Origin of the sequence: Streptomyces specialis, from assembly GCF_001493375.1 — a bacterium.
Taxonomy (GTDB): Bacteria; Actinomycetota; Actinomycetes; order Streptomycetales; family Streptomycetaceae; genus Streptomyces; species Streptomyces specialis.
In genome coordinates, this window is sequence record NZ_LN929894.1 from 530,397 (window position 1) to 543,609 (window position 13,213).

Annotated in this window: 9 protein-coding genes; 8 read left to right on the forward strand and 1 reads right to left on the reverse strand. The window is 73.9% G+C overall.

Annotated elements, in window-relative coordinates; translation table 11 throughout:
* Positions 1 to 59: 59 nt before the first annotated feature.
* The gene (recN, locus tag BN2279_RS14480; RefSeq protein WP_059009547.1) at positions 60 to 1,868 is read left to right on the forward strand and encodes a DNA repair protein RecN; all 1,809 of its coding nucleotides are present in this window, start codon (positions 60 to 62) and stop codon (positions 1,866 to 1,868) included.
* 141 nt (positions 1,869 to 2,009) lie between these two features.
* Positions 2,010 to 3,137, forward strand: a complete 1,128-nt coding sequence (locus tag BN2279_RS14485; protein ID WP_059009549.1) for a glycosyltransferase family 4 protein — start codon at positions 2,010 to 2,012, stop codon at positions 3,135 to 3,137.
* A gap of 91 nt (positions 3,138 to 3,228) precedes the next feature.
* Here BN2279_RS14485 and BN2279_RS14490 read toward each other — a convergent pair whose 3' ends face one another.
* Positions 3,229 to 5,040, reverse strand: a complete 1,812-nt coding sequence (locus BN2279_RS14490; RefSeq protein WP_059009552.1) for a glycoside hydrolase family 15 protein — start codon at positions 5,038 to 5,040, stop codon at positions 3,229 to 3,231.
* Positions 5,041 to 5,424: 384 nt separating this feature from the next.
* On the opposite strand from BN2279_RS14490, the gene BN2279_RS14495 reads away from it, so the two are divergent.
* The 6 genes from BN2279_RS14495 (at position 5,425) to BN2279_RS14520 (ending at position 13,151) form a co-directional block, all read left to right on the forward strand.
* The gene (locus BN2279_RS14495; RefSeq protein ID WP_059009554.1) at positions 5,425 to 7,083 is read left to right on the forward strand and encodes a CTP synthase; all 1,659 of its coding nucleotides are present in this window, start codon (positions 5,425 to 5,427) and stop codon (positions 7,081 to 7,083) included.
* 4 nt (positions 7,084 to 7,087) lie between these two features.
* A complete protein-coding gene (locus tag BN2279_RS14500) occupies positions 7,088 to 7,732 on the forward strand; it encodes an NUDIX domain-containing protein (protein ID WP_059009558.1) in 645 nt (214 codons plus the stop codon).
* A gap of 64 nt (positions 7,733 to 7,796) precedes the next feature.
* Complete coding sequence (locus BN2279_RS14505) at positions 7,797 to 9,893, forward strand: tetratricopeptide repeat protein (protein WP_407702251.1); 2,097 nt, start codon at positions 7,797 to 7,799, stop codon at positions 9,891 to 9,893.
* 68 nt (positions 9,894 to 9,961) lie between these two features.
* A complete protein-coding gene (gene ald, locus BN2279_RS14510) occupies positions 9,962 to 11,086 on the forward strand; it encodes an alanine dehydrogenase (protein ID WP_079032155.1) in 1,125 nt (374 codons plus the stop codon).
* A 524-nt stretch (positions 11,087 to 11,610) separates the two neighbouring features.
* Positions 11,611 to 12,603 (forward strand): ParA family protein, encoded by a 993-nt coding sequence (locus tag BN2279_RS14515; RefSeq protein ID WP_059009712.1) that lies wholly within the window; start codon positions 11,611 to 11,613, stop codon positions 12,601 to 12,603.
* Positions 12,588 to 13,151, forward strand: a complete 564-nt coding sequence (locus BN2279_RS14520) for a hypothetical protein (protein WP_199827723.1) — start codon at positions 12,588 to 12,590, stop codon at positions 13,149 to 13,151. The genes BN2279_RS14515 and BN2279_RS14520 overlap by 16 nt, the downstream gene beginning before the upstream one ends.
* Positions 13,152 to 13,213 lie beyond the last annotated feature (62 nt).

Genomic DNA, 13,213 nt, shown 5'->3' on the forward strand with positions numbered 1-13,213 from the left:
CCACCGGTTCCGCACAGAAGTACGGAGACCTTCGTCGCCAGGGGGCCGCCGAACCTCGTATGGTCGTATCCGTGTTGGAGGAGATGCGGATCAAGGACCTGGGCGTGATCGACGATGCCGTCGTCGAGCTGTCCTCCGGTTTCACCGCGGTGACGGGTGAGACCGGCGCGGGCAAGACCATGGTCGTCACGAGCCTGGGCCTGCTGCTCGGCGGGCGCGCCGACGCCGCCTTCGTGCGCGGCGGCGCCCAGTCCGCCGTCGTGGAGGGCCGGATCAGCGTCCGGCCCGACTCCGCGGCGGCACGCCGCGCGGGGGAGGCCGGCGCCGAGCTGGACGACGGCGCGCTGCTGATCAGCCGCACCATCTCCGCGGAGGGCCGCTCCCGCGCCCACGTGGGCGGGCGGTCCGTGCCCGCGGGGCTGCTCGGGGAGCTGGGCGAGGACCTGGTGGCCGTGCACGGCCAGACCGACCAGCAGGGGCTGCTGCGCCCGGCCCGGCAGCGGCAGGCCCTGGACCGGTACGCCGGGGAGGCCGTCGCCGGACCGCTCGCCGACTACCAGGAGACGTACCAGCGGCTGCGCGCCGTCGCCGCCCGGCTGGCGGAGCTCACCACCCGCGCCAGGGAACGCGCCCAGGAGGCCGACCTGCTGCGCTTCGGCCTCGACGAGATCGCCGCCGCCCAGCCGCGCCCCGGCGAGGACGCCGAGCTGGCCGCCGAGGCCCAGCGGCTCGGCCACGCCGAGGCACTCGCCTCCGCCGCGGCCCTGGCCCACGGCGCCCTGGCGGGCGACCCGGCCGACCCCGAGGCCGTGGACGCCGGCACCCTCGTCGCCGGGGCCCACCGCGCCCTCCAGGCCGTGCGGGACCACGACGCGGCCCTCGCCGACCTCGCCGACCGGCTCGGCGAGGTCGGCATCCTGCTGTCCGACGTGGCCGGGGAACTGGCCGGCTACGCGGACGGCCTGGACTCCGACCCGCTGCGCCTGGCCGCCGTCGAGGAACGCCGCGCGGTCCTGGCCCACCTCATCCGCAAGTACGCCGCGCCGGACAGCGCCGCCGACGGCTGCTCCGCCGTCCTGGAGTGGGCCGACCGGGGCGCCGCCCGTCTCGCGGAGCTGGACGGCGACGACGACCGCGTCGGCGAGCTGATCGCCGAACGCGACGCCCTGCGCGCGCGGCTCACCGACCTGGCGCGCGCCCTGACCGACGCCCGCGTCGAGGCCGCCAAGCGGTTCGCGGACGCGGTCACGGGAGAGCTGGCCTCGCTCGCCATGCCGCACGCCCGGATCCAGGTCGACGTCCGGCAGACCGAGGCGGCCGACGGCGAGGACGCCGTCGTGCTGGACGGCCGCCCCGTCGCCTACGGCCCGCACGGCGCCGACGAGGTCGAGCTGCTGCTCGCCCCGCACCCCGGCTCCCCGGCCCGGCCGATCGCCAAGGGCGCCTCCGGCGGCGAGCTGTCGCGCGTGATGCTGGCCGTCGAGGTCGTCTTCGCCGACGCCGCGCCCGTGCCGACCTATCTCTTCGACGAGGTGGACGCGGGCGTCGGCGGCAAGGCCGCCGTCGAGGTGGGCCGCCGGCTGGCGAAGCTGGCGGACGCCGCCCAGGTCGTCGTCGTCACCCACCTGCCGCAGGTCGCCGCGTTCGCCGACCGGCATCTGGTGGTGGAGAAGACCAGCGACGGATCGGTCACGCGCAGCGGCGTGCGGTCCGTGCACGGCGAGGGCCGGGTGCGGGAGCTGTCCCGCATGCTGGCCGGGCAGGAGGACTCCCGGCTGGCCCGCGCCCACGCCGAGGAACTGCTGGCCACCGCCGCGAAGCTCGGCGCCGGGCGCGGCCGGGAGAACCCGGACGGGGACGCGCGGTAAGGAGCCTCCTCACCCATGCGGGTGTCGCTCGCTATCGCCGGGCGGTCCCGGACTGGCATCCTTGACCGCGTTCCGCCCCACCGGACTTGAGCGTCGCCGTGGGCAACGGCGGGCGGGACACGGTGAGACGGAGAGGACCCCGTGAGCAGCTCGACCGCACCAACGCACGGCCGCGCGCCGTTGCATGTCGTGCAGCTTCTCGGCGGGGGCGGCGTGGGCACGGGCACGCACGTCCGTTCCCTGTCGGCCGGCCTGGTGGCGCGCGGGCTGCGCGTCACCGTCGGCGCCCCCGCCTCGGCCGAGCGGCGGTACCGCTTCACGGCGGCCGGCGCCCGGTTCGTCCCGGTCCCGGTGCCCGCGAGAACGACGCCGGCCGCCGTCGGCCTGCTGCGGGCCGTGGGCCACGACGCCGACCTGGTGCACGCCCACGGCATGCGCGCCGGGATGCTGGCCGCGCTGGCGCTGCGCCGCCGCACCGTTCCCCTCGTCGTCACCTGGCACTCGCGGTCCGCGCTGCCGGGCATGCGGGCGCGGCTCCGGCTGGTGACCGAGCACTGGGTGGCCCGCGCCGCGTCCGTGGTCCTCGGCGCCACCTCCGATCTGGTGGACCGGGCGCGCAGCAGGGGCGCGCGTGACGCGCGGCTCGCGCCGGTCGCGTTGCCGCCGCCGCGCGCCGCCGACGAGGCCGCGGCCGGCGTCGACCGGCACAAGATCCGGGCCGAACTCGGCGCGGTGGACCGGCCGTTGCTCGTCGCCGAGGCGGCGCTCGACCGGGCCCAGGACCTCGGCCACCTGCTGACCGCCACCCGCGCCTGGCGCAGCCTGACGCCTCAGCCGCTGGTCGCGGTCGTCGGCGACGGCCCCGAACGCCCCGCCCTCCAGCGGCGCATCGACCGCGAGGAACTCCCCGTCCGGCTGCTGGGCACCGGGACCGACCGCGCCGCGCTGATCGCCGACGCCGACGTGGCCCTGCTGATCGCCCGCTGGGCCGCCCGCGCCCCGCTCGCCGAGCAGGCCATGCGCCACGGCGTGCCCCTGGTCGCCACGGCCGTCGGCGGCGTCCCGGAGCTGGTCGGCGACGCGGCGGTCCTGGTGCCCTACGCAGACCCCGCCGCGCTGGCCCGCGCCGTGGAAACCCTGCTGACCGACGCGCCGCGCCGGGCGGCCCTGGCCCGGGCGGGCCGCGCCCGCGCCGGAAGCTGGCCGACGGAGGACACCACGGTCGCCCAGGTCCTCAGCGTCTACGACGAGCTGGCCGCGACGGGCTGAACACCCCCCGCACGGGTGAACGCCCCCGGACGCGGCGAAGGCGCGGAACGGAGTGGTTCCCGTCCCGCGCCGTCGTGAACTCCGGCGGGGGTCAGCCGCCGTAGGCGCCCGACGCCGTGAGGCGCAGGGCGGTGTCGATCAGGGGAACGTGGCTGAACGCCTGCGGGAAGTTCCCCACCTGGCGCATCCGGCGGGGATCCCACTCCTCGGCCAGCAGACCCAGGTCGTTGCGGAGCGCCAGCAGCTTCTCGAACAGCTTGCGGGCCTCCTCCACCCGGCCGATCATCGCCAGGTCGTCGGCCATCCAGAACGAGCAGGCCAGGAACGCGCCCTCGTCACCCTCCAGGCCGTCCACGCCCGCCTGGGCGCCGGCCGTGGGGTAGCGCAGGATGAACCCGTCCAGCGTGGACAGCTCCCGCTGGATGGCCTCTATGGTGCCGATCACCCGCTTGTCGTCGGGCGGCAGGAAGCCCATCTGCGGGATCAGCAGCAGCGAGGCGTCCAGCTCCTTGGAGCCGTACGACTGGGTGAAGGTGTTGCGCTCCTTGTCGTAGCCGTGCAGGCACACCGACCGGTGAATCTCGTCGCGCAGATCCCGCCACCGGTCCAGCGGGCCGTCCACCTCGCCCGATTCGATCAGCTTCACCGTGCGGTCCACCGCGACCCACGCCATCACCTTCGAGTGCACGAAGTGCCGGCGCGGCCCGCGGACCTCCCAGATGCCCTCGTCCGGCTCGTCCCAGTGCTCCTCCAGGTACTGGATGAGCTTGAGCTGGAGCAGGTTGGCGTGGTCGTTCCTGGCCAGGCCGGTCATGTGCGCCAGGTGCAGCGCCTCGGTGACCTCGCCGTACACGTCGAGCTGAAGCTGTCCGGCCGCGCCGTTGCCGACGCGGACCGGCTGCGAGTTCTCGTAGCCGGGCAGCCAGCTCAGCTCCGCCTCGGCCAGCTCCCGCTCGCCCGCGATGCCGTACATGATCTGGAGGTTCTGCGGGTCGCCCGCCACCGCGCGCAGCAGCCACTCGCGCCACGCCTTGGCCTCGTCGTGGTAGCCGGTGCGCAGCAGCGACGACAGCGTTATGGCGGCGTCCCGCAGCCAGGTGAACCGGTAGTCCCAGTTGCGGGAGCCGCCGATCTCCTCGGGGAGCGACGTGGTCGGCGCCGCGACGATGCCGCCGGTCGGCTCGTAGGTCAGCGCCTTCAGCGTGATCAGCGAGCGGACCACGGCCTCCCGGTAGGGACCGTGGTAGGTGCACTTGGCCACCCAGTCCCGCCAGAAGTCCTCGGTCACCCGCAGCGACTCCTCCGGCTCCGGCACGGGCGGCGGCTGTTTGTGCGAGGGCTGCCAACTGATCGCGAAGGCGACGCGGTCACCCGGTGCCACCGTGAAGTCGGCGTAGGTGGTCAGGTTCTTCCCGTACGTGTCCACGCTGGTGTCCAGCCAGACCGAGTCCGGGCCCGAGACGGCGACGGTGCGGTCGTCGACCTTGTGGACCCACGGCACGACCCAGCCGTAGGAGAACCTCATGCGCAGCGCCGAACGCATCGGCACCCGGCCGCTGACGCCCTCCACGATACGGATGAGCTGCGGCGCGTCCCCGCCGCGCGGGGGCATGAAGTCCGTCACGCGGACCGTGCCGCGCGGGGTGTCCCACTCCGATTCCAGAATCAGCGAATCCCCCCGGTACCGCCTGCGGCTCGCGGGCGGTGGCGGCACGTCCTTGCCGTGTGCGGGGCCGAGCCGCCAGAAGCCGTGCTCCTCGGTCCCCAGCAGCGCGGCGAACACCGCATGGGAGTCGAACCGGGGCAGACACAGCCAGTCGGCTGATCCGTCCCGGCAGATGAGTGCGGCGGTCTGCATGTCCCCGACGAGTGCGTAATCCTCGATGCGCCCGGCCACTTCCATCTCCAGTCGAAAGGTGCTCCGCCCCGTAGGACGTGCGGTTTTCCGTCGCCCATTCGAGCGTCCGAGCAGAATACGACGAGGTTCATGGATCTGCTTTACGTTCGACGTAGATCGGCATGACTCTCCGGGTCGGGTTGTTCACCTTCGGTGCGATATGTCGAGGCTTCTTCACGGGACCCACTTCGGCGACACTTCCGGTTCCTCCCGCTGATACCCTGGTAGCCCGTGGACCGGAGGGCAGTGAATCCCCCGAACCCCCCACGACGAATCCCCCGGCGGGCAGTGAATCCCCCGAACCCCCCACGACGAATCCCCCGCCGGGAGGCCCCCAGGGCGCCCAGGGGTGTCGTGCATCCAACCTCGCGACCACGGGAGCACCTGGCCATGCCGCCCAGCACCACGACGACCAAGCACATCTTCGTCACCGGCGGGGTCGCCTCCTCGCTCGGGAAGGGGCTCACCGCCTCCAGCCTCGGGGCCCTTCTCAAGGCGCGCGGGCTGCGCGTCACCATGCAGAAGCTGGACCCGTATCTCAACGTCGACCCCGGCACGATGAACCCGTTCCAGCACGGCGAGGTCTTCGTCACCAACGACGGCGCCGAGACCGACCTGGACATCGGCCACTACGAGCGCTTCCTCGACGTCGACCTGGACGGCAGCGCCAACGTCACCACCGGCCAGATCTACTCCACCGTGATCGCCAAGGAGCGCCGCGGTGAATATCTGGGCGACACCGTGCAGGTCATTCCCCACATCACCAACGAGATCAAGCACCGCATCCGTCGCATGGCCACCGGCGACGTCGACGTGGTCATCACCGAAGTCGGCGGTACCGTCGGCGACATCGAGTCCCTCCCGTTCCTGGAGGCGGTGCGCCAGGTCCGGCACGAGGTGGGCCGGGACAACGTGTTCGTCGTCCACATCTCCCTCCTGCCCTACATCGGCCCCTCCGGCGAGCTGAAGACCAAGCCGACCCAGCACTCCGTCGCCGCCCTGCGCAGCATCGGCATCCAGCCCGACGCCATCGTGCTGCGCGCCGACCGCGAGGTCCCCACCGCCATCAAGCGGAAGATCTCGCTGATGTGCGACGTGGAGGAGGCCGCCGTGGTGGCCGCCATCGACGCCAAGTCGATCTACGACATCCCCAAGGTGCTGCACGGCGAAGGGCTCGACGCCTACGTGGTGCGCCGCCTCGACCTGCCGTTCCGCGACGTCAACTGGACGCAGTGGAACGACCTGCTCCAGCGCGTCCACCACCCCGAGCACGAGGTCACGGTCGCGCTCGTCGGCAAGTACATCGACCTGCCCGACGCCTACCTGTCCGTGACCGAGGCGCTGCGCGCCGGCGGCTTCGCGAACAACGCCCGCGTCCGCGTCAAGTGGGTCACCTCCGACGACTGCCGCCCGCCCGGCGGCGCGGCCGAGCAGCTCGCCGGCGTGGACGCCATCTGCATCCCCGGCGGCTTCGGCGACCGGGGCGTCGAGGGCAAGATCGCGGCCATCGCCTACGCCCGGGAGAACCGGGTGCCGCTCCTCGGGCTCTGCCTGGGCCTCCAGTGCGTCGTGATCGAGGCGGCGCGGACGCTGGCGGGCATCGAGGGCGCCAACTCCACCGAGTTCGACCAGGGCACCGCCCACCCGGTGATCTCCACCATGGCCGAGCAGCTCGACATCGTCGCGGGCGAGGGCGACATGGGCGGCACGATGCGGCTCGGGCTCTACCCGGCGAAGCTCGCCGAGGGCTCGATCGTGCGCGAGGTGTACGGCGGCGAGCCGTATGTCGAGGAGCGCCACCGCCACCGGTACGAGGTGAACAACGCCTACCGCGCCGAGCTGGAGAAGGCCGGCCTGATGTTCTCCGGCACCTCCCCGGACAACAAGTTGGTCGAGTACGTCGAGTACCCGCGCGAGACCCACCCGTATCTGGTCGCCACCCAGGCCCACCCGGAGCTGCGTTCGCGCCCCACCCGGCCGCACCCGCTGTTCGCCGGACTGATCCGGGCCGCCGTCGTCCGCGGGTCCGAGGGGGACCGGGCAGACTGAGCGCATGAGCGACCAGCAGCGCGACCTCCTCGCCGACACGCCCGAGAGCTGGACCGTCACCGGCACGAGCACGCCGTGGACCGGCGGCAAGACCAGCGTCCGCAGCGACGACGTGGTGATGCCGGACGGCTCCACCGCCCGCCGCGACTACCAGGTCCACCCGGGCTCCGTGGCCGTCCTCGCCCTCGACGAACACGACCGCGTCGTCGTCATCGAGCAGTACCGGCATCCCGTGCGGCACAAGCTGTGGGAGATCCCCGCCGGGCTCCTCGACGTCCCCGGCGAGAACCCGCTCCACGCGGCCCGGCGCGAGCTGTACGAGGAGGCGCACATCAAGGCCGAGGACTGGCGGGTCCTCATCGACCTGTTCACCTCGCCCGGCGGCACCGACGAGGCCGCGCGCGTCTTCCTCGCCCGCGGGCTGTCCGACGCCGAGGGCGAACGGTTCGCAGTGGAGCACGAGGAGGCCGACATGCGGCTGGCGCGGGTGCCCGTCGAGGACCTGGTGCGCGGCGTGCTCGCCGGACGGCTGTGCAATCCGTACGTGGTGAGCGCCTCGCTCGCCGTCCAGGCCGCCCGCGCCGGCGACGGGTTCGACGCCCTGCGCCCGGCCGACGCCCCCTGGCCGGCCCGCCCGTTCGAGCCCTGACGTGTCCTGACGTGTCCTGGGCCGGCCCCACCGGGCCGTGGCTTACGCTCGCCCCGTGACGGACGTGACGGAACAGACGGTCACCCCGGGGCCCAGGCGCCCCGGGTTTCTCGGCCGCCACCGGGAGCTCTCGATACTCCGTGCCGACGTCGAACGCGCCGGACTCGACACCCTGGCCGGCCGCCCGGCCGCCCGGGGCCGGGTCCTGCTCGTCGCCGGCCGGCCCGGCACCGGAAGAACCACGCTGGCCGAGGAGTTCGCCGCCGAACTGCTCGCCGGCGGCGACTACCCGGACGGGGTGCTGCGCGCCCGGCTCACCGACCCGGACGGCAAGCCCGCGCCCGCCGAGCGGACCGTCCGCGCCCTGCTGGCCGGGCTGGGCGTCGACGGCCCGCCCGGCGCGGACGACGACGAGCTGACGGACGTCCTGCGCGAGGCCCTCCAGGAGCGCCGGGCCGTGCTGCTGCTGGACGACGTGGGCACCGCCGAGCAGCTCCTCGACCTGATCCCCGACACCCGCCACTGCCTGGTGCTCGCCGTCGCGCGCGGCCCGCTCACCGGCGTTCCCGACGTCCGTCCCTGCACGGTCGGCGGCCTGGACCGCGTCGCCGCGGCCACGCTGCTGGAGCGCGGCGCGGGCGACGTCCGCGTCACCGTCGACCCGGGCGCGGCCGAGAGCCTGGCCGAAGCCTGCGGCTGCCTGCCCGCCGCGCTCACCCTGGCCTCCGGCTGGCTGGCCGCGCACCCCGAGGCCGCCATCGCCGACGCGGTGCGCCGCATGCCGGCCGCCGCCGAGGACCCCGCCCCCGCGGCCCTCACCGGCCACCCCGCGCCCGCCGCCGCCGACGAGCCGCTGCGCCGCGCCCTGGCGCTCGTCCACCCGTCGCTGCCCGCCCCGGCCGCCCGCCTGCTGCGGCTGCTGCCGCTGGCGCCCGCCGGGCTGGTCGACGCGCACACCGCCGCCGCCCTGGCCGGCTGCCCGGTGGACACGGCCCGCGACACGCTCGCCGGCCTCGCCGCGTTCGGGCTGCTGCGCCCCGACGGCCCGGCGGGCGAGGGGCGTTACCTCGTGCCCGGCTGCCTGGACCCGTTGCTGCGCGGGCTGCTGGACGCGCTGGAGAAGCCGTCGGAGGCGCTGCTGGCACGGGCCCGCATGCTGGAGCGGACCGTCAGCCTGCTGCGCGCCTGCCAGGCCGTCACCGAGCCGCAGGGCTCCCCGGCCCGCGCCTGGCTGGCGGGGCTGCCCGCCTGGCTGCGGTTCGCCGACCGCGCCGCCGCCGCGCGCTGGCTCGCCTCCCGGCAGCCGGCGCTGCTGGCCTCCGCCCGCCTCGTGGTGGCCGACGGCCGGCTCGACACGCTGGCCAGGCGCCTGGTGTCGGCCCTCAGCCGGGCGCTGATCGCCCACCGGGGCGCCGAGGGCGCCGCGCCCGAGCTGTACGCGCTGCACGAGCTGGTCCTCGACGTGGCGACCCGCCAGGGTCTGTCCCGGGAGCGCGCCGCCGCCCTGCTCAACCTCGGCGACCTCGATGCCGCCACCGGCCGGCTGACGGCGGCTCTGGAGCGTTACCGGACGGCCCTGGAGGCGGCCAGGAGCGAACGCGACTCCGAACAGCCCGCCGTGGGCCGGGCGTTGGAGTCGATCGCCGGCACGTACGGCGAACTGCGCGACTGGCAGCGCGCCGCCGACTGGTACGGGCGGGCGCTGACCCTGGCCCACGCGCGCGGCGATGTGGCGGCCCAGGCGCGCGTCCAGGGCCGCCTCGGTGCCGCCCTGACGCACGCCGGGCAGTGGCCCGAGGCGCTGCGCGCCTGGCGGGCCGCCGGGGCGGCGCACCGAAGGCGCGGGGACCTCGCCGCGTACGCCGGGGTGCTGGTGGAGACCGCGTGGGTGCACGAGTGCGCCGGGCGGGCCGAGGAGGCGCTGCGGACCGGCGCCGAGGCGCTGCGGCTGGCCGACCGGACGGGCGACCGGCGGCTCCAGGCGGCGCTGCGGCTGCGGCTGGCGGAGAGCGCGGACCGGCTGGGCCGCGCCGCGGTGGCCGCCGTGCCCCGCCAGTCCGCCGAACGGCTGCTCGCGCTCGCCGGGCCGGACGCGGAATCCTCTGTGACAACAGAGGGATACGGTTACGAAACGCAGATAGCATCGGCGGGGAATGACTGAAAGCAAGGCTGCGCCCCGGTCGTTCCTTCATTAGGATGGGAAGGGTCCCGTTCCGTGACGCAAGGACCGTGAGCGACGTGAAGGTCGGCATCCCCCGCGAGGTCAAGAACAACGAGTTCCGTGTGGCCATCACCCCGGCCGGCGCTCATGAGCTGGTCACCGGCGGCCACGAGGTGTTCGTGGAACGCGGCGCCGGCCTCGGGTCGGCCGTCCCCGACGAGGAGTACGCCGCGGCGGGCGCCGCCGTCCTGGACGGCGCCGACGAGGTGTGGGCCCGCGCCGATCTGCTGCTGAAGGTCAAGGAGCCGGTCGCCGAGGAGTTCCACCGGCTGCGCAAGGACCAGGTCCTCTTCACCTACCTGCACCTGGCCGCCTCGGCGGAGTGCACGCACGCGCTGCTGCGGGCCGGTACCACGGCCATCGCCTACGAGACCGTGGAGGCGCCGGGCCGCGGGCTGCCGCTGCTGGCGCCCATGTCCGAGGTGGCCGGCCGCATCGCGCCGCAAGTGGGCGCGTACCACCTGATGCGCCCGTCCGGCGGGCGCGGTGTGCTGCCCGGCGGCGTGCCCGGCACCCCCGCCGCCCGGGCGGTCGTGATCGGCGCGGGCGTCTCCGGGTGGAACGCCACGCAGATCGCCGTCGGCATGGGCTTCCATGTGACGCTGCTGGACAAGGACATCACCAGGCTCCGCGAGGCCGAACGGGCCTTCGGCACCCGCGTGCAGACCATCAGCTCCAACACATTCGAGCTCGAACGGGCCGCCCTCGCCGCCGACTTGGTCATCGGGGCGGTGCTGGTGCCGGGCGCGCGGGCGCCCAAGTTGGTCACCAACGAGCTGGTGTCCCGCATGAAGCCGGGGAGTGTCCTTGTCGACATCGCGATCGACCAGGGGGGTTGCTTCGCCGACTCGCGTCCCACGACACACGCCGAACCCACGTTCCGTGTCCACGACTCGGTGTTCTACTGCGTGGCGAACATGCCCGGCGCCGTGCCGAACACCTCGACCCGGGCGCTGACCAACGCCACCCTGCCGTATATCGTGGAGCTGGCCCGACACGGCTGGCGGGAGGCACTCCGCCGGGACCCGGCGCTGGCCCGCGGGCTCAACGTCCATGACGGGCAGGTCGTGTACGGTCCGGTCGCGGAGGCGCACGGTCTGCCGTACGCCGAGCCGGCCGAGGTGCTCGGCTGACCTTCCGGGGCGTCACCACGGTCAACTCCCGGCGTCAACATCGGGAATGTCACACCAAGCCGGACCCGTCGCGGCGCCCCCCACCGGCCCCGGGGCGGCCCCGGCCGGACACGGCACGGTCCAACTCGTCGTGAACAGAGCCTTTTAACCGATTCGCGCACCGGCGAATCGCCCCACTGACGAGCCCTGCGGCCTTGACAAGCGCATGTTCGACGGCCGACACATCCGTGCCGGTCCGGCGGATTGTGTTGCTGTGAACCACCGACACGCCATAGAGTCGCCAAACGTCGGCATGGTGCAAGCTGACCCTGTCAAGAAGTTACCTGGTCCCCAAGGAGGTAAGACGACTTGTGAATGAGTCGACAATTACTCCCGGGGGAGGACAACCAGGGGCCCCTGAGCGCGGCGAGAGCGCCCCGGGCGTGACGGGCATGGGCTCCGTCGCTGTCCACTCCTACGCAACCCACCAGAGCCAGTCGAGCATGACAGCGCATCAGAGCACGGACGGCCGCGAGGCCACCACCATGGCAGGAAACCGGATGACCGGCGAAGCCGACCGTCTTCCCGACTACGAGGACCTCCCCGACGGGCAGTTCTACGACCCGGACGCGGAGTACGAGCCCGACCCCGAGTACGCGGCCACCATCGCGCCCGACGCGGCCCGGCAGCGCCGCGAGCGCATCGGTCCCACCGGCCGCCCGCTGCCGTACTTCCCGATCCCCGGCCCGCTGACCGAGCGCGGCCCGGCGCAGATCATCGCCATGTGCAACCAGAAGGGCGGCGTCGGCAAGACGACGTCGACCATCAACCTGGGCGCGGCGCTCGCCGAGTACGGCCGCCGTGTGCTGCTGGTCGACTTCGACCCGCAGGGCGCGCTGTCGGTCGGCCTCGGCGTCAACCCCATGGAGCTCGACCTCACCATCTACAACCTGCTCATGGAGCGGGGGATGGCCCCGGACGAGGTGCTGCTCAAGACGGCGATCGCCGGCATGGACCTGCTGCCGAGCAACATCGACCTGTCGGCGGCGGAAGTGCAGTTGGTCAGCGAGGTGGCCCGCGAGTCCACCCTCCAGCGCGCTCTCCAGCCGCTGATGAACGACTACGACTTCATCATCATCGACTGCCAGCCGTCCCTGGGTCTGCTCACCGTGAACGCGCTCACCGCCGCGCACAAGGTGATCGTCCCGCTGGAGTGCGAGTTCTTCGCCCTGCGCGGCGTCGCGCTGCTGACCGAGACGATCGAGAAGGTGCAGGAGAGACTCAACCCCGACCTGCGCCTGGACGGCATCCTGGCGACGATGTACGACTCCCGCACCGTGCACAGCCGTGAGGTGCTCGCCCGGGTCGTCGAGGCGTTCGACGACAACGTCTACCACACGGTCATCGGCCGGACCGTCCGCTTCCCCGAGACCACGGTCGCGGGCGAGCCCATCACCACCTACGCCTCCAACTCCGTCGGGGCAGCCGCCTATCGCCAGCTCGCCAGGGAGGTGCTCGCCCGGTGCCACGCCGAGTGAGTCTCCCGGCGGCCGACGAACTGTTCCGTAACACCGGGGGGGCCGCCGTGCAGCCCTCGACGCCCTCCGAGCCCGCGGCCGACGACACCTCGGCGCGGGTGCCCGCCCCGGCGGGCGAGCAGAGCCCCTCCACCGGGTCCGGGGAGGAGACCGAACCGGGGCAGCGGTCCCGCTCCCAGGAGGAAGCACGGCGGGCCAGGCTCCAGAGCGCGACCGAACGGGCGGGCCGCGAGTCGCCCGTGCCGTCCCAGCCGAGGCGCGAGCCCGCGCCCCAGGCGGGCGGCGGCAAGACCCCCCCGGCGGCCCCGCGCAAGAGCCGCGCGGCCCGCCGCCCGAGCGGGCGGGAACGGCACGACGAGAAGATCACGGTCTACGTCTCCGCCGAGGAGCTGATGGACCTCGAACACGCCCGGCTGGTTCTGCGGGGCGAACACGGACTGGCCGTGGACCGCGGGCGGATCGTCCGGGAGGCCGTCGCGGTCGTCCTGGCCGACCTGGAGTCCCGGGGCGACGCGAGCATCCTCGTCCGCCGCCTGCGCGGTCGCTGACCCCTCGATGAGCACCACCCCGCCCCGCCGCCGCCGGGGGCGCCGGGGCCCGTGCCCAGGGG